This window comes from Xenorhabdus miraniensis, assembly GCF_002632615.1.
Map to the genome: position 1 here is coordinate 131,448 of NZ_NITZ01000003.1, position 24,955 is coordinate 156,402.

At 43.0% G+C, this 24,955-nt stretch carries 15 protein-coding genes and 2 tRNA genes; 12 read left to right on the forward strand and 5 right to left on the reverse strand.

Going from position 1 to position 24,955, the window contains the following annotated elements; genetic code table 11:
• The first annotated feature begins 55 nt into the window (after positions 1–55).
• The 8 genes from Xmir_RS04135 to Xmir_RS04170 all read left to right on the forward strand — a co-directional run bounded on the left by Xmir_RS04135 (position 56) and on the right by Xmir_RS04170 (position 10,120).
• The gene (locus tag Xmir_RS04135) at positions 56–2,527 is read left to right on the forward strand and encodes a fimbria/pilus outer membrane usher protein (RefSeq protein WP_244170852.1); all 2,472 of its coding nucleotides are present in this window, start codon (positions 56–58) and stop codon (positions 2,525–2,527) included.
• A gap of 107 nt (positions 2,528–2,634) precedes the next feature.
• Entirely contained in the window at positions 2,635–3,471 is an 837-nt protein-coding gene (locus Xmir_RS04140) for a fimbrial protein (protein WP_167385938.1), read from the forward strand.
• A gap of 225 nt (positions 3,472–3,696) precedes the next feature.
• Positions 3,697–5,370 (forward strand): 2-succinyl-5-enolpyruvyl-6-hydroxy-3-cyclohexene-1-carboxylic-acid synthase, encoded by a 1,674-nt coding sequence (gene menD / locus Xmir_RS04145; RefSeq protein ID WP_099113166.1) that lies wholly within the window; start codon positions 3,697–3,699, stop codon positions 5,368–5,370.
• Positions 5,367–6,137: a 2-succinyl-6-hydroxy-2,4-cyclohexadiene-1-carboxylate synthase gene (menH, locus tag Xmir_RS04150; RefSeq protein ID WP_099113167.1), complete on the forward strand. Its 771-nt coding sequence runs from the start codon at positions 5,367–5,369 to the stop codon at positions 6,135–6,137. Before menD ends, menH begins: the two co-directional genes overlap by 4 nt.
• A gap of 12 nt (positions 6,138–6,149) precedes the next feature.
• Positions 6,150–7,007: a 1,4-dihydroxy-2-naphthoyl-CoA synthase gene (gene menB / locus Xmir_RS04155; RefSeq protein WP_099113168.1), complete on the forward strand. Its 858-nt coding sequence runs from the start codon at positions 6,150–6,152 to the stop codon at positions 7,005–7,007.
• Complete coding sequence (gene menC / locus Xmir_RS04160) at positions 7,007–8,014, forward strand: o-succinylbenzoate synthase (protein WP_099113169.1); 1,008 nt, start codon at positions 7,007–7,009, stop codon at positions 8,012–8,014. Before menB ends, menC begins: the two co-directional genes overlap by 1 nt.
• Positions 8,002–9,447 (forward strand): o-succinylbenzoate--CoA ligase, encoded by a 1,446-nt coding sequence (gene menE / locus Xmir_RS04165; protein ID WP_099113170.1) that lies wholly within the window; start codon positions 8,002–8,004, stop codon positions 9,445–9,447. The genes menC and menE overlap by 13 nt, the downstream gene beginning before the upstream one ends.
• Before the next feature lie 130 nt (positions 9,448–9,577).
• On the forward strand, positions 9,578–10,120 hold the full coding sequence (locus Xmir_RS04170) for a YfaZ family outer membrane protein (RefSeq protein WP_099113171.1): 543 nt from the start codon (positions 9,578–9,580) through the stop codon (positions 10,118–10,120).
• Between the two features lie 65 nt (positions 10,121–10,185).
• Here the strand turns inward: Xmir_RS04170 and tyrP are convergent, their stop codons facing one another.
• The 3 genes from tyrP to Xmir_RS04185 form a co-directional block, all read right to left on the reverse strand.
• Positions 10,186–11,391, reverse strand: a complete 1,206-nt coding sequence (tyrP, locus tag Xmir_RS04175) for a tyrosine transporter TyrP (protein WP_099113172.1) — start codon at positions 11,389–11,391, stop codon at positions 10,186–10,188.
• 389 nt (positions 11,392–11,780) lie between these two features.
• A tRNA-Thr gene (locus tag Xmir_RS04180) sits at positions 11,781–11,856 on the reverse strand.
• A gap of 6 nt (positions 11,857–11,862) precedes the next feature.
• Positions 11,863–11,950, reverse strand: a tRNA-Ser gene (locus Xmir_RS04185).
• 211 nt (positions 11,951–12,161) lie between these two features.
• Between Xmir_RS04185 and rcsD the strand changes: the two genes are divergently transcribed.
• Together rcsD and rcsB are read left to right on the forward strand one after the other, a co-directional pair.
• On the forward strand, positions 12,162–14,888 hold the full coding sequence (gene rcsD, locus Xmir_RS04190) for a phosphotransferase RcsD (RefSeq protein WP_099113173.1): 2,727 nt from the start codon (positions 12,162–12,164) through the stop codon (positions 14,886–14,888).
• 1 nt (position 14,889) lies between these two features.
• Entirely contained in the window at positions 14,890–15,540 is a 651-nt protein-coding gene (gene rcsB / locus Xmir_RS04195) for a response regulator transcription factor RcsB (RefSeq protein ID WP_099113174.1), read from the forward strand.
• Positions 15,541–15,627: 87 nt separating this feature from the next.
• Here the strand turns inward: rcsB and rcsC are convergent, their stop codons facing one another.
• Positions 15,628–18,489 carry a two-component system sensor histidine kinase RcsC gene (gene rcsC / locus Xmir_RS04200; protein ID WP_099113175.1) on the reverse strand — a complete coding sequence of 954 codons (2,862 nt, stop codon included), beginning with the start codon at positions 18,487–18,489 and terminating at the stop codon, positions 15,628–15,630.
• A 180-nt stretch (positions 18,490–18,669) separates the two neighbouring features.
• On the reverse strand, positions 18,670–21,309 hold the full coding sequence (gene gyrA / locus Xmir_RS04205) for a DNA topoisomerase (ATP-hydrolyzing) subunit A (RefSeq protein ID WP_099113176.1): 2,640 nt from the start codon (positions 21,307–21,309) through the stop codon (positions 18,670–18,672).
• Between the two features lie 208 nt (positions 21,310–21,517).
• On the opposite strand from gyrA, the gene ubiG reads away from it, so the two are divergent.
• Positions 21,518–22,252 (forward strand): bifunctional 2-polyprenyl-6-hydroxyphenol methylase/3-demethylubiquinol 3-O-methyltransferase UbiG, encoded by a 735-nt coding sequence (ubiG, locus tag Xmir_RS04210; protein WP_167385939.1) that lies wholly within the window; start codon positions 21,518–21,520, stop codon positions 22,250–22,252.
• Positions 22,253–22,653: 401 nt separating this feature from the next.
• Positions 22,654–24,945: a class 1a ribonucleoside-diphosphate reductase subunit alpha gene (nrdA, locus tag Xmir_RS04215; protein ID WP_099113177.1), complete on the forward strand. Its 2,292-nt coding sequence runs from the start codon at positions 22,654–22,656 to the stop codon at positions 24,943–24,945.
• Positions 24,946–24,955 lie beyond the last annotated feature (10 nt).

Here is a 24,955-nt window from a genome sequence, read left to right on the forward strand (position 1 = left end):
TCGTAATCCTGCGAGAATATTATATTGTGGCAGGAAGGGTAAATTTTTACTTTTCATGTTGGTAATAGCCGGGAATTTTCTTTGTTATTTCACTGCGTATGCAGAACATAAATTTAATATCCATGCTCTGAAAATTGGTGGAAACTTGCCTGATGATGTTGATCTCTCAGTTTTCCAATCTGGTTTCCAGCCATCTGGTATTTATTGGGTGAATATCTTTCTGAATAAAAAAGAGGTAAGTGAAGAACATATTGATTTTATTTTACAAGATGGCAGGCTACAACCAAAAATCACACTCAGGCAATGGAAGGACATGGGAATTAAGGTTGATTCTTTCCCTGAATTAGCTGAGTTATCCCCGGATACAGTGATTACAGATATCGGTAAATACATTCCGTCGGCCAGTACAGATTTTGATTTTAATCGACAGAGGTTGAATATCAGTATTCCCCAGGCAGCATTGAATTATCGCTACAGAGATTATGTTTCCCCTGAATTGTGGGATCAGGGGTTAACTACGTTGTTGATTAATTACAGTTATAGTGGTTCTACAAGTTGGCAGGGTCAACGCAATTCAGCACAGAATAATTATCTGAATTTAAGATCAGGAATTAATTGGGGAGCCTGGCGTTTACGTAATAATTCGACTTATTCTGATCCAAACCAGAGCTGGAAAAGCCTCAGCACATATTTGCAGCGTGATATTCATCCTCTTAAAGGGCAATTGACGATGGGTGATAGTTTCACCTCTGGTGATCTGTTTGATAATGTTGAGTTTCGTGGTTTTTTACTTACGTCTGATGAGAATATGTTGCCGGATAGCCAGAGAGGTTTTGCTCCTATTATACGGGGTATTGCGCAAAGTAATGCGCAAGTGACGGTTAAACAAAATGGTTATGTCATTTACCAGACCTATGTCCCTTCTGGAGCATTTGAAATTAGCGATCTCTATCCAACCGTTTCCAGTGGTGATCTGGACGTTATCATCAAAGAAGCTGATGGTCGGGAGCGTAAGTTTATTCAGGCAATTACAACTGCACCTATTATGTTACGGGAAGGGAACGTCAGGTATTCACTGGCAATGGGACGCTATCGCTCTGCCGGTCGTCACAGCCGCAAACCTCATTTTTCTCAGGGTACGTTGACCTATGGCCTTCACAATAGGCTCACGGCTTACGGTGGTACTATTTTATCCCCTGATTATCAATCGGCTTTGTTAGGTTCTGGTGTGGATTTGGGAAATATCGGGGCGGTTTCTTTTGATATTACCCATGCCAAAGCTGAATTGGCATCCGGCAAACAGTCCACCGGGAAATCTTATCGCTTGCGGTATGAGAAAGATTTTTCACTGACCGGGACACATTTGACGTTGACGAGTTATCGCTATTCAACGGAAGGGTTTTATGATTTTGCTGATGCTAATCGCTTTGGGGATGCCCGCCGATTGTCTGCGCGTTTTAATCCCAGAAGTAAGTTGCAGCTGCAATTTAACCAAACATTAGGCCATTTGGGTGAGATTTATGTTATGGCGTTGCAGCAGGATTATTGGCAACAAAATGGTCGTGAGCGTTCACTGAATGCGGCTTATTACGTTAGTCATCAAGGGATCAATTATGGGCTGAATTATTCTTATAGCTTGCGGCCACATGCTGATGAACGTGATCAAATATTCGCATTCAGTATCCATGTGCCTCTTGATCGTTGGCTGAAAAACAGCTGGGCTAATTATAGCGTCAATCTCAACAGGAATGACCGTGTTTCCCAGCAAGTCAGCCTGAATGGGGCAGCGCTTGAAGATAATAACTTGTTTTACAGTTTGCAACAGAGCCATATCAATAAAGGAGAAGGCGGAAGTGGCAATATTCATGGGGAATATAAGGGAGCTTATGGCCGGATTAATGCTGGCTATAATTATCAATATGCTAACAAGCAGCAATATGATAGCAAACAGCTAAACTACGGCATTCATGGGGGCATTGTCGTTCACCCTTATGGGGTGACCCTATCGCAAGAATTCGGTGATGCTGCGGTATTGGTTCAGGCAGAAGGGGCAAAAGGCATCAAAGTTACTAACAATACTGCGGTAGCCACCGACTGGAATGGTTATGCGATTGTACCGTATGTGAGTAGTTATCGTAAAAACCGGGTCGCACTGGAACCACACTCATTTGCCGATGATGTTGATATTGATGTGAATACACAATCTGTCGTGCCAACAAAAGGCGCTCTTGTGCTCGCCCGCTTTCAGACACGAATGGGAAATAGGGCATTGATGTACCTGACTTATCGTGGCAGGCCAGTACCTTTTGGTGCTAAGGCCACTCTGGGAAAATCAAATGAAGGTGGTGAAGACAATAGCGCGATTGTCAGCAATGAAGGGCAGGTTTATCTCACGGCACTGCCGGATAGTGGCAGGTTACGGGTCAAATGGGGCGTGTTGGATACCAAAATCTGTACGGTCAATTACACTTTGCCGAAAGAAAGACCCCAATCTGGCGTGTACACCTTGAACATGAATTGCGAGTAGGATCAGGCTTATCTATGCTTATCACCCATAAAACATTCACCTATAAAACATTAACTTATAAAATATTCACCCATAAAAAATATCGGTTGCTATTGGCAGTCAGCAGTATGCTGATAATTCTGTCAACTAATGCTTACAGTCACGCAAATTCCTGTCGTTTTGACATTAAACCTGTGGCTGAAAGTATTCCCATCAGTGAAGGCCAATTCCTGGTGAACCGGGAAATTAGGATTGGTGAGGTCATTGGCGCTTATCCCGTCAGGCAAGTGAACAGGAGTGAATTCCATTGTGATAACTCGGAGAAGATAGAATGGGAGTTCACGGGATATCCCTTTAGCTTGACGAGTATCAGCGGGGGTATTCATGATTCGGGCGTACCCGGTATAGGAATCAGGTTCAATGACCAACCGAATGAAACCAAGATAGAGTTTGTGAAAACAAAATCTGAAACGGGTTCTGGCATGATAAAAAATGGTGTGATCACGGCACGTCTGGCAGGAACAGCGATATATTCCTATTCTCTCAGTAAAATACGCTTTATTACGCCCGCTTGTTCTCTGCAAGAAAAGAATATTCGTATTTCAATGGGCAAGATAGGAAGCTCACAGTTTTCAGGGATTAACAGCACGGCGGGAGAACGTCATTTTGATATCGATTTGGCATGCAATGCCAATGTCCCTATTGAATTGGTCTGGAGCCCGATTATTCAGGGCAAGGCGGGTGATGTTTTGGGACTTGACCACGACAGAAACTCAGCGAGTGGGATTGGCCTTCAGGTTTTGTATCAGGATCAACCTATCGTATTCAACACATCAGTCAAATTAGGTAACAGTATGAATGGAATTTACTCTATTCCTTTCAAGGCGCGTTATATCCAGACCGATAATCACATTACGGCTGGTAAGGCCAATGCAACTGCAACATTGAATCTCGTCTACCCTTAAATCTTCCCAATCAGAAAACCAGTCATAATTTTTTTATGGCTGGCTTTATCTTTTTTGTTACGCAATTGCACTTTTAATGCGGAAATCTCTTTCCCTGTTGCCAGCTAAATGACAATTCCTTGAACTAAGATAAGGAAATCGTTTTTACAGGCATTAGTATTAAAGAATACTTATATAATATCTTTTAATTATTACATTTTTTGAAAAGACGTTCTTGAGCATCATATGTCAAACAGCGCACTGAACCGCCGTTGGGCGGAACTTTTATTGGAAGCATTGACCCGCCACGGATTACGTCATGTTTGTATCGCCCCTGGTTCCCGTTCAACACCATTGACATTGGCCGCTGCAAAAAATCATAAGTTGATCCACCATACGCATTTCGATGAACGTGGGTTGGGGCATTTGGCTTTGGGATTAGCAAAAGCAAGTAAAGAACCCGTAGCCGTGATTGTCACATCGGGAACAGCGGTGGCTAATTTGTATCCTTCCTTGATTGAAGCTGGATTGACGGGAGAACGATTGGTGTTTCTCACTGCGGATCGACCGCCAGAATTGATCGATTGTGGCGCGAATCAGGCGATTCGTCAGATAGGCATTTTTGCTTCCTATCCTGACCAAACCCTTGCATTGCCACGCCCAACTACAGAAATTCCCGCCAATTGGCTGGTTTCTGCCATCGATAATGGGATGTCAAATCTGAAACAAGGGGTACTGCATATTAATTGCCCGTTTGCTGAACCCTTGTATGGTAATGATATGACGGCATATCAGGATTGGCAGCAAACATTGGGGAAATGGTGGCAGGGACATGAACCTTGGCTGACCCAGACAGAGATGCTTACTACAGCACAGGTAGCAGATTGGGATCACTGGCGACAAAAGAAAGGAATTATACTGGCTGGCAGGATGAGCGCTGAAGAGGGCGAATTTGTCGCACAGTGGGCAAAAGAAATGGGCTGGCCATTGATTGGCGATGTGCTGTCTCAAACAGGGCAACCTTTACCGTGCGCTGATTTGTGGTTGAATCATCAACGAGCACAGGAGATTTTGTCTCAGGGGCAATTGGTGATTCAATTTGGTGCCAGCCTGACAGGAAAACGGCTGTTGCAATGGCAGAGTCACTGCCAACCGGAACAGTATTGGATTGTTGATCCGGTCGCAGGCCGGCTTGATCCGGCAAATCACCAAGGCCGTAAATTTAATTGCCACGTGGCTGATTGGTTGCGGGAGCATCCGGCATATTGCCGAACACCTTGGGCTGATGAATTAAATTTATGGTCAAAAAAAGCGCTTAAATGTGTTGAAACAAAATTAGCAGGAAAATTCAGTGAGGCGGCAGTGGCGCATCAACTGCATCAATTATTACCGGAGCAGGGACAATTATTTGTCGGCAATAGTTTGGTTGTCCGCTTGATTGATGCCCTGGGGCAGCTACCAGCGGGTTACCCTGTTTACAGTAACCGTGGTGCAAGTGGGATTGATGGGTTAATCGCGACCGCAGCAGGGGTACAACGGGCGGCCAACAAACCGACACTGGCAATTGTCGGCGATCTTTCCGCTCTCTATGATCTGAATAGCCTGGCCTTATTGCGCCATCTTTCCGCTCCCATGCTGTTAATTATCGTGAATAATAATGGCGGGCAGATTTTTTCATTGCTACCAACACCACAGGAAGAACACCAGCGTTTCTATTGTATGCCGCAAAATGTTAATTTTGACCATGCTGCTGCCATGTTTGGCCTGAACTATGCTGCGCCAGAAAATTGGTCGGAATTAAAGCAATACGCTAAGCAGGCATGGGAGAGTGAAGGAACAACATTGATTGAATTAAAAGTCGCGGGTAGTGATGGAGCGCTGAATTTACAAGCGCTGCTGGAACAGGTGGCTATGCTGTGAAACTGAATTGTCAGACGTTTCATTCAGATAATCAGGGAACATGGTTGGTTTGGTTGCATGGTCTATTGGGTAAAGGTGACGATTGGTTACCTACAGTGGATGCTTGTGAGCACTATCCTTCATTGATTATTGATCTACCGGGCCACGGTCATTCTGCCGGTATTACGGTGGCGGGAGGTTTTACTGAGATGGAGGAATTGCTGAGTGCAACCTTATCTGAGTATCAGATTGATGATTATTGCCTGATAGGTTACTCGTTGGGAGGACGTATTGCTATGTATCATGCGACTCACGGTAACCATAACGGGTTGAGGGGATTGCTGGTGGAAGGGGGAAACCCCGGATTACTTTCCCAAAAAGATCGCGATGTGAGGTTACAGCATGATCAGTATTGGGCACAACGTTTTCGTCAGGAACCGATAGAGGCTGTCTTGGCGGATTGGTATCAACAACCCGTATTCGCTGATTTAACGGTGGCACAACGTAAGCAACTTATTCATCGTCGCAGTAAAAACAGAGGAAAAAACATTGCTGACATGCTGGAAAATACTTCTTTGGGTGTTCAACCTTACTTGATTCCTGATTTACAGCAAATGACAATACCTTTCTCCTATTTGTGTGGGGAAAATGATCATAAATTTCAGAGCATAGCCAGACAATATACATTGCCAGTAAAAATCATCCCACAGGTTGGACATAATGCCCATTATGGCAACCCTGCGGCTTTTTCTGCCGCAGTGAACCATTTTTTATCACTCTTTGGTTAAGGAAATTCAATAATGCGTTATCCAAGCGAAGAAAAACTATACGCTCCGGTTGAATGGCGAGATTGTTCTCAAGGGCTTGAAGATATTCTCTACCATAAATCTACAGATGGGATTGCTAAGATTACAATTAATCGCCCGCAGGTACGCAATGCGTTCCGTCCTCTGACTGTCAAAGAGATGATGCAGGCGCTGGCAGATGCCCGTTATGATGAGGAAATTGGCACTATCATTCTGACGGGAATGGGAGAAAAGGCTTTTTGTGCCGGAGGGGATCAGAAAATTCGCGGTGATTACGGTGGTTATCAAGATGACAGCGGAGTTCATCACCTGAACGTATTGGATTTTCAGCGCCAAATCCGTACCTGTCCAAAACCGGTTGTTGCTATGGTCGCAGGTTATGCCATTGGCGGTGGGCATGTGCTGCATTTGATGTGTGACCTGACTATTGCAGCGGATAATGCCATTTTCGGCCAAACCGGCCCTAAAGTCGGCTCCTTTGATGGCGGTTGGGGCGCCTCTTATATGGCGCGGATCGTAGGCCAGAAAAAAGCCCGCGAAATTTGGTTCCTTTGCCGTCAGTACAATGCCGAGGAAGCATTAAATATGGGGCTGGTTAACACGGTTGTGCCTTATGCCGAGTTGGAAAAAGAGACAGTGCGCTGGTGCCGTGAAATGCTTGAAAACAGCCCAATGGCATTGCGTTGCCTGAAAGCGGCACTGAATGCCGATTGTGATGGTCAGGCTGGTTTGCAGGAATTGGCGGGGAACGCCACCATGTTGTTCTACATGACAGAAGAAGGGCAGGAAGGGCGCAATGCCTTCAACGAAAAACGCCACCCTGATTTTGGTAAATTCAAGCGTAATCCATAATGCGTAAAGCGACTTTATATCGATTCAGCCTGCCAATGGAGGCAGGTGTTATCTTGCGTTATCAACGCCTAAAGACCCGTGATGGATTTCTGGTTCATTTACAGGAAAACGGGCGGGATGGTTGGGGGGAAATATCCCCGTTACCAGAATTTAGCCATGAAACCCTCGAACAGGCGAAAACCGCTGTCGTAGAATGGTTGCAACAATGGTGCCTGAATCGGTGCCTGAACCAGAGCCAAAGTGCGCAGCCAGAAGAAAGCGTACTTCCATCCGTTGCTTTTGGTCTCAGTTGTGCATTAGCTGAATTGCGGGGAGAATTGCCAGAGGAAGCCGATTATCGTAAGGCGCCGTTATGCACAGGCGATCCCGACGATGTGATTCTACGACTGGGAAATATGGCAGGTCAAAAGATTGCCAAAATCAAGGTTGGCTTATATGAAGCGGTACGCGATGGCATGGTAGTGAATGTGATGCTGGAAGCGGTTCCCGAACTTCAGCTACGGCTGGATGCTAATCGCAGTTGGACACCGGCCAAAGCAGAGGGTTTCGCTAAATATGTCAATCCCGATTATCGTCAGAGGATTGCTTTCCTTGAAGAGCCTTGCAAAACCCGTGAAGAATCTTTGGCGTTTGCCCGTGAAACCGGTATCGCTATTGCATGGGATGAAAGTGTACGGGAAGACAATTTCATCGTGGAGGCACAAGAAGGTGTTTCTGCCATCATCATTAAACCGACATTGGTAGGTAGTATCGCCCGCTGTCGGCAGTTGATCTCTGAAGCGCATCGGCTCGGTTTAGACGCAGTGATTAGCTCCAGTATTGAAACCAGTTTTGGTTTGACGCAGTTGGCTCGTCTGGCGCATTGGCTGACGCCAGATACACTTCCGGGTTTGGATACATTGGATCTGATCCAATCACAACTCATTCGTTGTTGGCCTGATAGCGCAATTCCTTGTGTGACGCTGGATAAGCTGGAAACAGTGTGGAGTCATGAATGTCAGTCATAGAATGGACTCGGTGGCCGTGGCAGCATTGGGCGGCTATCCATCCCCAAAAGCAAGCTATTCAGTTATATGATGAGCAATTAAACTGGCAGCAATTAACCAAGAGAATCAATGCCATTGCTACCCGTTTTCACCAACAGGGGCTTTCTGAAAGCAGTGGTGTGATCCTGAGGGGAAAAAACAGTGGCGGGCTTCTTTTGTGTTATCTGGCCGCCTTACAATGTGGGGCAAGGGTCTTGCCCCTTAATCCTCAACTTCCCGATCGGTTGTTGGCAGAATTATTGCCTCACCTCAACATCTCTTATGGCGTGGATTTTACAGGCTTACCTTCTCCGGTTATTCAGGCTCCGGTTATTCAGATCAAGGAACTCGATTGGCAACAAAAACGGTCACCCATACCCGAACAACCGATATTATGGGAAACCGTATCATGGAAAATTGAACGTCCCGCCAGCATGATTCTGACCTCAGGGTCGTCCGGATTGCCCAAAGCCGCAGTACATTCCATCGGTGCTAATCTTGCCAGCGCACAAGGTATTCTTTCCTGCATGGATTTTCAGCCAGATGATAGCTGGTTACTTTCTCTACCCTTATTTCATGTTTCCGGTCAGGGAATTCTTTGGCGTTGGTTGCAGAAAGGGGCAAAACTGGTGGTGCGGGACTTACATCCATTGGAGCGTGCGCTATCTGGTTGTACCCATGCCTCACTTGTCCCGACTCAGCTTTGGCGTTTATTGGAACAGCCTCTTAAGCATCCATTAACATTAAAAGAAGTCCTGTTGGGAGGCGCTGTGATACCAACAACCCTGACCCAACGAGCTGAACAGTTAGGCATACGCTGTTGGTGTGGTTATGGGCTGACCGAAATGGCTTCAACTGTCTGCGTAAAACGAGCTGATGGTTTGTCTGGTGTCGGGAATCCGCTTCCGGGAAAATCTGTTCGTCTGGTGGATGAAGAAATACAGATCCGTGCTGACAGTATTGCAAGTGGTTATTGGTTTGATGGGAAATTGAATCCACTGACAAATAAAGAAGGATGGTTTTCTACTCGTGACAGAGGCGTATTTGAGCAGGGAGAGTTACGGATCCTGGGACGTCTCGACAACCAATTTTTCAGTGGCGGTGAAGGCATCCAGCCAGAAGATATTGAGAAGATCATTAATCAGCATCCAAAAATAGAACAAAGCTTTGTTGTTCCCATTCCTGATGTTGAATTCGGTCATCGCCCTGTGGCTGTTATTGAAACAAAATATCCTGAACTGACAGAAACTCTGAGTGGCTGGCTTTCGGATAAACTCGCTGCTTTCCAAATCCCTGTAGCTTACTATTTGTTACCGTCACAGTTAAAAGATGGCGGGATAAAAATTTCACGCCAACAGGTTAAACAATGGATAGCGGAAAAAATCACTACCTTCAATAATGCAAATAATAAATAGTCGCAATGTTTACATATCTTGATAAATCTAGAGATTTCATTGCTTCCGCTATCTATAGGCGTCTCTCTGATTTCAGTAAAATATCTTAAGTGGTATTGGCATTCACCAATTGAGAAGAGAGAAGAAAAATATGAAAGGTCTTATTGCTATCAGCGCAGCCAGTTTGCTCTTTTTGACTGGTGCAGCAAACGCTATTTCCATGGATGTACAAATGGGAAAGCACAACACCAGTACATCTGTAGGGATTGGTGATAAAAATGCGGGTCTATCTTTTAATGGCAACTGGACTCGCAGTGACCATAATGGTCAACTTGGTAGTTTAGGTGCCGCTTTCGGCTTACCGGTTGGGCCATTTACGGCAAGTGTTGGTGGTAAGGCACTCTATCTGTCGCCAAAAGAGGGCAAAGATGGGGCCGCATTGGCTGGTGGTGTTGGCCTCAGCTGGGCGGTAATACCTTCTTTGTCCCTGTATGGTGAGGCGTATGGTGCTCCATCAAGCTTAACGTCGGGAGTGGACTCTTACACTGAGGCCGCAGGGGGAGCGCGTGTTACGCTTATTAAGCCATTGACGGTTGATGTAGGTTATCGTGTCATTGATATAAAAGGAAAAAATGGTAACCGTAGTAATAAAGTCTCTGATGGTTTTTACATTGGGGCAGGTTTAAGCTTCTAAATCAGTATCATCAAGATTATCCGCCTCTGCTATATTGAGGCGGATAATCTTAAACAGGATAGAAGTTATCCGACTTTGGGCAATATTCCTGCCACAATGCCAATTTGAATTGCAATGACCGCAATCCCACACAAGAAGACAAGGACTAAAGCCGGTTTCCCTCCCCTGACACGATATCCCCCCTCATTTTCCTGACGACTACGCCAAACCAGCAGGCAAGGTAATAACAGCGCCAGAATGGAAAGGGCAACGGCAGCATACGTCAGTGCCATAACAAAATTAGGGTAATACAGCGCGCATAGCAATGGAGGAACAAACGTTATCAATCCTGTTTGTAACCGCCCTTTTGCATGATTGCTGCGTTTCAGAAGGTCAGCAAGGTAATCAAACAGACCTAAAGCAACCCCGAGGAATGAAGTTGCCAGTGCGAGATCTGCGAAAAGATGGACGGCAAGGACGATTTTGGGGGATACGACAACTTCTTTGACTGCTGCCAACAGGCCATTGAGCCCAGACTGCTGTGCAAGAATACCAACAAAGGTATTTGAAGAAATTGCACCAAGAGTCACTAATTGCCACAGGATATAGGCGCTCAGAGGAATAGCGCTGCCGATAATAAAGATCTTCCGTAGCTTGTTGGTATCTCCCCCCATATAGGCAACAATGCTTGGTATACTTCCGTGAAAGCCGAATGAAGTAAAAATGACCGGAATGGCAGATAATATTAGCCCTTGTTCAACGGGCATGGACATCAGGTTGATTTTATCAACATGGGGCATCATCACACCAAGTACAACTACCAGAAAAACGATTTTGGCGGTAAACAGTAAGCGGTTAATTAAATCGACGGAGTGGGTACCGATACAGACGATCCCGCCAGCAATAACGGTAAAAATGATAATGCCAGCAGAGATAGAAATCGGCTTATCTAACCATGAAGAAAGACTGGCTGACAGTAATTCTCCTGCGCCACTAATATAGGCTGTTGTCAGGGCATACATCAGGAAAAGCATACTGAAACCCGTTAATGCTTTCCCGCCAACACCAAGATAGCGTTTTGCGATGGTTCCCAATCCAGTATTAAACTTATTATATTGATAAACTTCTACGAGCAGGAGCGCGGTATAACTCATTAATGCCCAAAGGGCGATCAGCATAACAAATATGGTTCCGAACCCCACACCTGCCGCTGCCAATGGCATTGCCAGCATCCCTGCTCCAATCGTCGTTCCTGCAACGATAAAAATACTGCCAACAGTGCGATTTTTCACGCGACCCTCGTTTCTGAATATGTTGAAAAAATAGTTATAAGATTAGCAGGTTAAATGAATGACTTATGACTGTCAAATCAGTGATACACATGATGTAAATAAATAATTACACTTAGTTTATTATCAGATGTGGGTAAAATAACTTCATACCTCAATCTTGTTCTATCTAAAAGACACAACTATGCCCAACAGACTTTAATTTGTAGTGGGGGAATAAGGAAGTAAATTCCATAGCGTATAGAAAATATGTGATTAGACAGACAGCAAGTACAGCCGCAGCCTAAAAGATGAAAAGGAAGCGTATTCAGCAGGGCGTTAAATTGCCTGAAAATGAAAAGTAAAAACCCGCTATCTCACCGGATGGTTACGGGAGATAACGGGTTCTTGTATGGTGCCGGCTACCGGAATCGAACTGGTGACCTACTGATTACAAGTCAGTTGCTCTACCAACTGAGCTAAGCCGGCGAAATTTGGCGGAAGGATAGAGATTCGAACTCTAGGATGGTTTCCCATCGGCGGTTTTCAAGACCGCTGCCTTCGACCGCTCGGCCATCCTTCCATGGCGCGAGATTATGCCTATATCGATTTAATGTGTCTAGCCCCTAAAGAAAAAAAATGGCTTTTTTCTTACTGATTGCTCAATCTTTGATCTTTAATGGTCTTTTGACTTGCTAACCTGCTAGTATAAACTAGGTATTCTGGCTTATTTATCTACGGGTTGATGTTGCATTGACCAAAATATATTCATACTAAAGGCAATTAATCCAAGAATGTATAAACAACCACCTATCAAGCCTTCAACTATTCCTCGTTTTTACACGCTATTTGTTACTTTGCTTTTTACGTCTCTATTTTTATTCGGGTATAACTATTTTGATATTTGGCTGATGGAGAAAAAATATGCTATCAGTAGTGTAACAGAGAAGATGAGATTGCAGATTAAAGATTATCGCTACTACACAAATCATATCTTTGAACAGTCTAATACTTTACCAATCTCCTCTCAGGAGACACCATCGTTGCTAAAACTAGGTCCAGATGTCTATTGGTTAGAAAATCGCTATCAGGCCGTTGATGCAATTATTTTTGGTCAATACAGCGATTTTAGTATTCGACTGGCTCAGCAATTGTCTAACTATCTGGAAATTCTCTGGGGGCCTCGCAATGAATACTTGTCGATGTATTATCTTAATGGGAAGGAGAATAATTTATTATTGATAACGAACCACTCACTCTTAAAACCGGAAATAAGGTTCAAGGACAGTTATCTGACCCTGAATTATGATGCCAGACGCACTGAGATGTTAGACCAGTTCATCACATTGGATGAAAAAGAGAATATATCACCCATCAGTGTATTACGCGGTGAGAATATTTATTTTTATACTTATAAAGCTGGGTTTAATGTAACTGGTCAATTAACCACCATTATTGCCTTTGATTTGCCTATCAATAATCTTTTGTCGGTTGATATGCTGCCAGCAAATTTTCGGCTGAATGCGATTAGCTCACACGAGGCTGATAACTCAGATAAAGTTGAGGTTTCATGGAACGGATTTTGGCTGGAGTTCTCCCAGTCCCTTAATATCGTGCCATATAAATTATCTTATCAAGTTCCATTGAAGACTCTGATTGTAGATTTATTGTTCAGAAATTCCTGGCTTCTGCTTTCAATATTGCTTTTCTTTTTATTCTCGTTAAATGGGTTATTTTATATCCGTCGGCGATATATTGCACCAAATGCCTCTATGAGTAATGAGTTAAAAATTAAGGACTCTTTGAATAACGATATTATTTCTAATATTCCCACCGGATTGGTGCTTTACGATTTTGCTGCGAACCAAATAATAATGAGTAATAAAATCGCAGAGCGGTTGATGCCTCATATAGATTTGAATAAAGTTAGAATCATGGCGCAACAGCATCATGGTGTAATTCAAACATCCATTGATGAGGCGATTTATGAAGTGAAAATGTATAGCAACAGCTTATTACCAGAGTCTTACCTGTTTTTACTACAAGACAAAGATCAGGAAGTCATGGCAAATAAGCGATTACAATTTGCTCATCAGGAATATGAGAGAAGCATTCAGGCCAGAAGGTCAATGCTTTCGAATATTAATAAAGAAATAAAGCATCCGGTTAAGAACTTAAATGATATTGCTGATCAATTGAAACAGCTATCACAAGATGAGAATGAGCAGAAGTTGCTGGAGAAGTTATTAGCCAAATCCAAATATATTACTGAATGGATCGAAAACATTTCATTGCTCAATAGCTTGGAGTTTAATGATTGGCAGCCAGCGAATGAAGTATTTTCTCTGTCTTCACGTTTGGAAGATATTCTGAAAATTTCTCTGCCGACTTTGAATGCTAAGGGACTGAGAATTTATTATCATTTTAATATATCCCGTGAATCTTTATTCATTGGGGATGGAGTCGCGTTAAGTAAAGTGGTCACGTTGTTATTTAACTATGCAGTGACAACGACCAGCTATGGAAAAATATCGTTGACCGTTAATAGTTCTGGTAAATATGACAACCATATTCAAATTGAGCTCATGGATAGTGGCTCTGGTTTGGGTGAAAAAGATTTGACCAGTTTGAATTATCCTTTCCTATACAAATCAACAGAAGATAAGTACTCTACCAATTCAGGCATGGCTTTTTATTTATGTAACCAGTTATGCAAAAGAATGGGAGGAAGTCTTGATATTAAAAGTAAGTTGGGTTTAGGCACTCATTATGTTATCGATCTGCCTTTATCGCAGTATGATGATGAAAATGGTGAAACCCCTCAGCTTTTGGAAGGGATTACGATCTTAATTGATATCAATAACCCCGAGATCAGCAAAATCATCCATACTTATCTCAGTAATTACGGTGCAACTTATTTCGATAAAAGCAAAGGGAACATTACGGAAGAATACGATATTATCCTTACGGATAAACAGTACAAAGAGGAAAAACCAACTATATTATTAGTGGGCAATTTACTAGAGTTCAAGCAGATGAAGCCCGGTTTGGTTCAGTGCAATTACAATCTTGTTGATGCTGTTATCAATGCAATATCGTTTCTGATTGAAGAGAATTTCAGTTTAGAAGAGTCAGAAGAAATTTTTCATAGCTCTGAACCAGTATGCAAACTCACTGAAGATGTTGATTCATGTGGGGATATTGATAGTGATATCTGCAATATTCTCAAAAATTATCAAATTCAGTTGGGAAACAGTGATTACAGGAAATTATTTATAGAGACGGTACCTATGGATATTACTAAACTGTATACTGATATGGAACGACATGATTTGGTATCACTTTCGCAAACGGTACACCGCCTTAAGGGTGCGTTTGCTATGTTAGATTTAGAGTTTCTTAGGTCATCATGTGAGGCATTGGAAAAACACATAGCAGACAATAATGAAGTAGAAATCAAAAGTAGCATCAGCCTCATTGATTCTTTTATCACAAAGCTGTTGCAACAAGGTAACCAATAATATGAATAACCTTAATGTCATTATTGCCGATGACCATCCCATTGTTTTGTTTGGCATCCGCAAGTCTCTTGAACAGATTGAGTGGATTAATGTGGTGGGGGAATTTGAAAATTCAACTACGCTCATTAATAGCTTGCCACATATAGAGGCAGATGTTCTGATAACGGATTTGTCAATGCCTGGGGATAAATACGGTGATGGCATCACCCTGATAAAATATATTAAACGCCATTACCCAACATTGGCAGTTATTGTCCTTACAATGAACAATAACCCGGCTATTTTAAGCGCTATACTTGAGCTTGATATTGAGGGAATAGTGTTAAAACAAGGAGCACCAACTGATTTGCCCAGAGCTCTTTCTGCTTTGCAGAAGGGGAAACAATTCACACCTGAGAGTGTTTCTAAGTTACTGGAAAAAGTAAATGCCAATGGTTACGGGGATAAACGTTTATCTCCTAAAGAGAGTGAGGTTCTGCGCTTATTTGCCGAAGGTTTTCTTGTTACTGATATTGCTAAAAAACTTAATCGTAGTATTAAAACTATCAGTAGCCAGAAGAAATCAGCGATGCTAAAACTGGGAGTTGATAACGATATTGCGTTACTTAACTATTTATCCTCTGTCACGATTGACAAAGATTTTGGTAAATAACCAATTGGTTATCTTTTCTGGTAGAAAATCGGTAGTTGACGTTACCGATTTTCTACCTTTCGGCAAGCCAATATAGTATTTAATGAGTCAATGTATTTGTCTTTGAATATTACTATATTCTATTATTACTTCTTTTAGTATTGCCAGTGATACAGGTTTCGATAAACAGTTATCCATGCCCACATTAGTACAACGTTGTTTTTCTTCTGCCAATGCGTTGGCAGTAATACCAATAATGGGTTTGGTATAGCCTCTGTTTCGCAAGTATTGTGTCAGTTCATACCCATCCATATTGGGCATATTAACGTCTGTCAAAAGAATATCTGTTGAATTATTTTTTAGATACTCAATCGCATCAATGCCATCATTTGCCATGGATACGCTAAACCCTATTGAGGTTAATTGATCGACCAATAAATGACGATTAATGGGATGGTCATCAACAACTAATACTTTTACTGTATTAAGGCTGCTGTTAGTTTGCATCACTTTTGTTGGAGTAAGCGGTGATGACAGCGAAATAGGCAAAGTTGATGCGAGAGAGTGTTCTGCCAGCAGAGTATCCAGCACACTACCCAATTCACTCAGCTCATAAGTATTATGCAGCCAATAATTTTCTCGGATTTGTTCTGGTGGACCAATATGTTTTTCTGATATTTCTATCTGATAATGTACCGAAATAGTTGGCTCGTTAGGTCGATCACTGATGAGTAATTCTGTGCCATCTATTTTTTCTTCGTCGTATAGAGTGACTTGAAAATGATTCTGTGAAAGTAAATTCTGTAAATATCTTTCAAGGAAGTCATTGCAAATAGCCAACACTATCTTTTGCTGATGACGTTGATTAGATACTTCTTTTGCATAAAACTTAACGCCATAAAAAGGAATGCGGATGGAAAAGATACTGCCAATATGTTTTTGTGAAACGAATTCAATATCACCATCCATCAAATTGATGAGTTTTTCACAAATAGCCAGCCCTAACCCTGTGCCTTGTATAGAACTTTCTTTATTGGCGCTGATCTGGAAAAACGGCTCGAATAATTGAAATTGTAATTTATCCTCAATACCAAGCCCTGTATCTTTGATACTAATATATAAGTAACCATATTTTGATGTAACTTCAATAACGACACAGCCAGAGGCTGTGAATTTGATGGCATTGTTTAATAAATTAGAGATGATTTGTTGTAATCTTACAGGATCATTGCGGATGATATCAGGAACATCCGCATCAATATAGCAATATAACCCCAATCCTTTTTTTGTAATTAGAGGAAGATAGTTTGAAATTACATGTGATATTACTTCCCGACAACTAAAATCCCTGGGTTCAATTTTTAATTGTTTGGATTCTATTTTAGAAAAGTCGAGAATATCGCTGATAATTTTCAACAATAGCGATGATGAATTATTCATTGTTGCCAGCAATCGTGCGGATTCTGATGGCAATGAATGAGATTGGATAAGTTCTAGGTTACCAATAATACCATAGAGTGGTGTTCTTAATTCATGGCTAACTGTTGCAAGGAACATCGATTTCGCCTGGTTGGCTTGCTCTGCAGCTGAAGCCATTTCTTGCAAGGATTTCTCCATTTTTACGCGGGTGCTGACATCTATCAACACACAAATTGCAACTTCTTCATTACGATAGCGTGAATGTACAAAACTAATTTGCAGGTGATTATTATCGCTGGTGACGACATCAATATAGCTGCTGGTTTTATCGCAAATGATATCGACAATACGTTTTTGATCTTCATAGGTTAGCATTCGGGTGTAATTATGTGCCAGTTCATTACTTAGAATATTGACACCATCACTGACTCTTAAAATACTAATTCCCACCGGGGCCGAAGCAACAATTTTATGGTTAAACTGTTCATGTTCTTCAAGGCGGATTGCATTGTCTTCGGCCGGAGCAAACATTTTACGTTCAAACCTCCAGACAAAAAAAGTAATAGCGATTGCAGAAATAATATTCAATATGGCGCTATTAATTAGGCTGGCTTTGAGTTCAATGTAAATTTGTTTTATTGGTATTGAATAAGCAACGTATAATGAAGCGGGTGATAATCGTCGCAACAGCAACAAACTGGTAAAATTATCATCGTAACCGAAGTAAGTCGATTGCATATTGAAATTTATAGTGGTCTGTTTATTGATACTTTTTGTCGGATAGAATAATTCGGGCTGTTTAAACTCGTTTAACAGAGTGATATGTAGAGGTCTATATGTCGCTTGTTTAAAGTATTCCAGAGTAAGGTATTGGTCAATAATGATGATCCCTTTAATGTGTCCATCAATATAAAGGGGTGAAAAAATATAAAAATTCCCCCCATCCGCTCTTGAGTCGGGTTGTATCGTAAAGATGGCTCGTTCTCTTCCCTGATCTTTCATATTGATTACCCTCAGGCTACTTTCATAGATCATTTTCTTAACTGCGTCAGAGTCTACGACGTTGCCACGATAAGCTAATTTCACCATGCACATGCTTTTCGCATCAACAAAAAGAATTTGGGTTACATGATGTATAGGAGAGGTATTATCATTCCGAAATGATAACGATTGATCCAATGACTCTAAATGATTATGTGAGCTTTTGTGTAAAAGCTCACAATCGGAATTTGAATTCAAAGGAATGTACGGCAGAATATTGTCATATTGCGGTAGAGTAATTGTTGGATCTTTATCATTCTTTGATGAAAATTCTTTCTCCACAATTACTTGAATATCTCGCAAGATACCGGAAAGGATCCGCACATTAGCAAATGCAACATCAAAATTAGAATTAAATTCTTGTCGCATATCTGCTTTGACTGTATTGAAAAGATTTATCAAATAAAAGCTAGTTAACAAGGCGCCGAGTGCCCATAACATAAATCCGAGCACCCGAAAAAGATAACGGGATATCTTTAATGACGTCCGAAAAGAAGATAGATATCTCAAGAGATCGCCTGACGAAAAACATGATTAATATTAACTGTTCACAGCATATACTAGTGTAGCAGGGAATACAAAGCAGCATTTGACTCTTTAATGCTTCGTCAAAATATCATGCAAAAAAGCAGACACCGAAGTGCCTGCTCTATTATTGATGGTATGCAGCAAGAATAAAATTAAAATGTATTACTCTTTATCTTCTGGCTCAGCATGCCCTTCAACAGAAGGGGCTGCTGTATTGTCATCCTCATCATCGTCATCAGGTTCAGCTACACGTTGTAAGCCAACCACTTTTTCGTCTTCTGATGTACGGATCAGGGTGACGCCTTGCGTATTACGACCAACAGTGCTGACTTCAGAAACACGGGTTCGTACCAATGTTCCTGCATTAGTAATCATCATGATCTGATCAGTCGGTTCAACTTGAATCGCGCCGATCACGTTACCGTTACGTTCGCTGACCTTGATGGAAATAACACCTTGTGTAGCACGGGATTTTGTTGGGTACTCTTTTTCAGCAGTACGTTTGCCGTAACCATTCTCGGTGACGGTCAGGATTTCTCCTTCGCCACGAGGAATGATCAGTGAAACAACTTTATCGCCTTCTCCAAGTTTGATACCACGAACCCCAGTTGCGGTGCGTCCCATCGCACGAACACCTTTCACGCGAACAGTACCATCTTCCAGCATTTCTTCCTCTTCTTCGAGGAAACGAACGACTTTGCCCTGAGCGGAGAACAGCATAACTTCATTGCTGCCATCTGTCAGGTCAACGCCGATCAACTCATCACCTTCATTCAGGTTCACTGCAATGATGCCGGCACTGCGCGGGCGGCTGAATTCGCTGAGTTTAGTCTTCTTAACAATACCGCTTGCGGTTGCCATGAAGATATTCAGCCCATCTTCATATTCACGCACTGGTAAAATGGCTGTAATGCGTTCGTTCTGATCCAATGGCAACAGATTGACAATTGGACGACCACGGGCACCACGGCTTGCTTCCGGCAACTGGTATACTTTCATCCAGTACATCTTGCCCTTATTTGAGAAGCAGAGAATGGTATCGTGAGTATTAGCCACCAGCAAACGCTCAATGAAGTCTTCTTCTTTGGTGCGCGCGGCTGATTTTCCTTTGCCGCCACGACGCTGAGCTTCGTAGTCGGACAATGGTTGGTATTTAACGTACCCCTGATGGGACAGTGTTACCACAACATCTTCTTGATTGATCAGATCTTCAATATTGATATCTGCTGAGTTTTCAGTCAATTCAGTCCGGCGGACATCATTATATTGTTCTTTAATGGCCAGCAATTCTTCACGAATGACTTCCATCAAACGTTCAGGGCTTTCCAAAATGAACAGCAGCTCCGCGATGACTTTCAGCAGGTCACGATATTCATCAAGCAGTTTTTCATGCTCTAGTCCGGTCAGTTTTTGCAGGCGCAGATCTAAAATGGACTGTGCTTGCTGTTCGGTCAGGTAATATTTACCATCACGAATGCCATACTGTGGTTCCAGCCATTCAGGACGAGCAGCATCGTTACCTGCCTGCGCCAGCATGGTAGCAACATTGCCCAATTCCCACGGCTGAGAAATCAGACTGGCTTTGGCCTCCGAAGGCGTGGAAGCACGGCGGATCAATTCAATGACAGGATCGATATTAGCCAGTGCAACAGCCAGTGCTTCAAGAATATGCGCACGTTCGCGGGCTTTTCTCAGTTCAAAGATAGTCCGGCGCGTGACAACTTCACGGCGATGGCAAACAAACGCAGAAAGAATGTCTTTCAGGTTAAGTAACTTGGGTTGTCCTTGGTGCAGGGCAACCATGTTGATACCGAATGAAACTTGCAACTGAGTCAGTGAATACAGGTTATTCAGGACAACTTCACCAACGGCATCCCGTTTTACTTCGATAACGATGCGCATTCCATCTTTATCGGATTCGTCACGTAATGCACTGATCCCCTCAATCCGCTTCTCTTTTACCAGTTCAGCTATTTTTTCGATCAGTCGGGCTTTATTGACCTGATAAGGTATTTCACTGACGATAATGGTTTCGCGGCCATTTTTTTCATCAGTTTCAACTTCTGCGCGGGCACGGAGATAAATTTTGCCGCGACCTGTGCGGTAGGCTTCCTGAATGCCGCGACGCCCATTGATAATGGCGGCTGTCGGGAAATCAGGGCCAGGAATGTATTCCATCAGGCCTTCAATACTGATGTTTTCATCATCAATATAAGCCAGACAGCCATCAATCACCTCAGATAAATTATGAGGTGGAATGTTGGTTGCCATACCTACCGCAATCCCTGATGAGCCATTCACCAACAGGTTGGGTATACGGGTTGGCATGACCTCGGGGATTTGTTCTGTGCCATCATAGTTAGGCACAAAGTCGACAGTTTCTTTTTCCAAGTCCGCCAGCAATTCATGGGCAATTTTCGCCATGCGTACTTCGGTATAACGCATCGCAGCCGCAGAATCGCCGTCTACTGATCCAAAGTTCCCCTGACCGTCAACCAGCATGTAACGCATGGAGAAGGGTTGAGCCAGACGAACAATAGTGTCATAAACAGCGCTGTCACCATGCGGATGGTATTTACCAATAACATCCCCAACAACGCGGGCAGATTTCTTATAGGGTTTATTCCAATCATTTCCCAATACATTCATCGCGAAAAGTACGCGGCGGTGTACCGGCTTCAGTCCATCCCGAACATCTGGCAGTGCACGTCCAACAATAACGGACATCGCATAATCCAGATACGAGCTCTTCAGCTCTTCTTCGATATTGACCGGTGTGATTTCTCTGGCAATGTCGCTCATGGAGCCACTGTCCCTCATACTCCGAATTCAAAGGCTTAAATTATACCACAAATTGACAGTTTTATAAAAACCAGATGCGGGTATTTCGAGATTAAGGCATGTATAATAGCTTTCTGTCACACATCCCCATAATACTGTTACATTTTCTGTGAATCAGTTTTCTGTGAACCAGTTTTCTGTGAAGCAGTTCCTAGGAGCGATATTGCTGATGAACATAAAAACCCCCGATTCACCTATGCCGGCCCATGCTAATGTGGATCAACAGGAAATCGAAAAATTTGAAGCCGTTGCTTCCCGTTGGTGGGATCTTGAAGGTGAATTCAAGCCATTGCACCGTATCAATCCACTGCGTTTGAACTACATCCTGCAACATGCTGACGGCCTTTTTGGTAAAAAAGTATTGGATGTTGGATGTGGTGGAGGCATTTTGTCAGAAAGCATGGCGCGTGAAGGTGCGGAAGTGACAGGGTTGGATATGGGGTTTGAGCCCCTTGAGGTTGCCCGCCTGCATGCACTGGAGTCCGGCATTTCCGTCGCTTATGTTCAGGAAACAGTTGAAAACCACGCTGAACAGCATCAGCACGCTTATGATGTCGTGACATGTATGGAGATGCTTGAGCATGTACCTGATCCTGAATCTGTGGTTCGGGCCTGTGCCAAACTGGTAAAACCTGGCGGTCATGTTTTCTTCTCAACCATTAACCGTAACCGGAAAGCTTGGTTAGTGGCTGTTGTTGGCGCTGAATATATTTTGAACATGGTGCCAAAAGGCACACATGACGCGAAAAAATTCATTCGTCCTTCTGAATTGATTAATTGGATTGATAAGACCCCTCTGAAAGATCAACATATTATTGGTTTACATTACAATCCGTTAACAGATAAATTTCGACTTGGACACAATGTAGACGTGAACTATATGCTGCACACTCAATCAGTCTGACTGAAGTAACGAAGGGATTAATAAAGCGGCAACTAAATATTATTTTTAAGATTTTATTTTCCCTGTTTCGCCGATAGCCTTATGAAAGTAACATCAAGTAACTACGCAGGTTATCGGCTTTTTGGCAAAATTAATCCTCAAGTTATCCACAAAACTTCCCGATTTTGTACACTTGATAAAACGCGAAATTAACATTATCTTGTTATTACCGTTTTAATCACCCCCTATATATTGTGTTTCTTACCATCTGACACTAACAATACAGTTGCGATAGAGCAAAGGAAAAGTAACAACGTACCCAAGCTGACCCTTGGTCATTCTGGGCGTATCGTGCTGTCAATAGGTCAGACCAGGAAAAACGATATAGGCGAGATACGAAAAGAGAGAAGGTGTATTTCCCCATGAACCAGAGTCTGCTAGTTACCAAACGTGATGGACATAAAGAACGAATTGATCTTGATAAAATTCACCGGGTTGTTACCTGGGCTGCCGAAGGTCTGAAAAATGTCTCAGTGTCACAAGTAGAACTGCGTTCCCAGATTCAATTTTACGATGGCATCAAAACTTCCGACATCCACGAAACCATGATCAAAGCTGCGGCTGACTTGATCTCTGGCGATGCACCTGATTACCAGTATCTGGCTGCGCGTCTGGCGATCTTTAATCTGCGTAAAAAGGCTTATGGTCAGTTTGAACCCCCTGCACTGCATGATCATGTTGTACGCATGGTAGATTTGGGTAAATACGACAAACATTTGCTGGAAGACTATTCCAAAGAAGAATTCGAGCAAATGGACAGTTTTATTAACCACTTGCGTGATATGAATTTCTCCTATGCGGCAGTCAAACAGCTGGAAGGGAAGTACTTGGTACAAAACCGTGTTACCGGTGAAATTTACGAAAGCGCCCAGTTTCTCTACATGCTGGTTGCTGCGTGCCTGTTTTCCACTTATCCAAAAGAAACGCGCCTGGATTATATCCGTCGTTTCTATGATGCGGTTTCCACCTTTAAAATTTCACTGCCAACGCCAATTATGGCGGGGGTTCGCACACCAACTCGCCAATTCAGCTCTTGTGTGCTGATTGAGTGTGGTGACAGTCTGGATTCTATCAATGCGACATCCAGTGCGATTGTTAAATATGTTTCCCAGCGTGCCGGCATTGGCGTAAACGCGGGCCGTATCCGTGCCTTGGGTAGCCCAATCCGTGGTGGTGAAGCTTTCCACACGGGCTGTATCCCATTTTATAAACACTTCCAGACTGCGGTGAAATCCTGTTCTCAGGGTGGCGTTCGCGGTGGTGCAGCAACATTGTTCTATCCGTTGTGGCATTTGGAAGTAGAAAGCCTGCTGGTACTGAAAAATAACCGTGGTGTTGAAGGCAACCGCGTTCGTCACATGGACTACGGTGTACAAGTTAACAAACTGATGTATGAACGCCTGATCAAAGGGGAAGAAATTTCTCTGTTCAGCCCGTCTGATGTTCCTGGATTGTATGATGCCTTCTTTGCCGATCAGGATGAATTTGAACGTCTGTATACGCAGTATGAAAATGACAGCAACATCCGTAAAGAGCGTATTAAAGCCGTTGAATTATTCTCACTGATGATGCAGGAACGAGCTTCCACTGGCCGTATTTATATCCAGAATGTTGACCACTGCAATACACATAGCCCGTTTGATCCGGCTGTTGCACCTGTGCGTCAGTCAAACCTGTGTTTGGAAATTGCACTGCCAACCAAGCCATTGAACAACATTAACGATGAAAATGGCGAAATTGCACTGTGTACACTGTCTGCTTTCAATCTGGGTGTTATCGAAAATCTGACTGAATTGGAAGAACTGGCGGAATTAGCCGTCCGTGCCCTGGATTCTCTGTTGGATTATCAAGATTACCCGATCATTGCCGCGAAACAAGGTTCAATGGGGCGTCGTACTCTGGGTATCGGTGTGATTAACTTCGCTTATTATCTGGCGAAAAACGGCGTGCATTATTCCGATGGCAGTGCAAATAATTTAACTCATAAAACATTTGAAGCCATTCAGTATTACCTGCTGAAAGCCTCAAATATATTGGCGAAAGAGAAGGGTGCTTGCCCGTGGTTTAGTGAAACCACTTATTCACAAGGTATCCTGCCGATTGATACTTATAAGAAGACACTGGATACATTGACCAACGAACCGCTGCATATGGATTGGGAAGCTCTGCGCCGTGATATCCAACAACATGGCCTGCGTAACTCGACATTGTCTGCATTGATGCCATCAGAGACTTCTTCGCAAATCTCTAATGCGACCAATGGCATTGAGCCACCACGTGGTTATATCAGTGTCAAGGCATCGAAAGACGGTATTTTGCGTCAAGTTGTACCGGATTATGATCTTCTGAAAGGTGCTTATGAGCTGCTGTGGCAGATGCCGAGCAACGATGGTTACTTACAGTTAGTCGGGATCATGCAGAAATTCATCGATCAGTCGATTTCTGCCAATACCAACTATGATCCGGCACGTTTCCCTAATGGCAAAGTTCCGATGAACCAATTGCTGAAAGATTTACTGCTCGCTTATAAATATGGTGTGAAGACACTGTATTACCATAACACCCGTGACGGTGCGGAAGATGTTCAGGGTGATTTGGAAGAAGTCGTTGAATCTTCTGATTCCGACTGTGAAGGCGGCGCGTGTAAGATTTAATTTGAGGAAG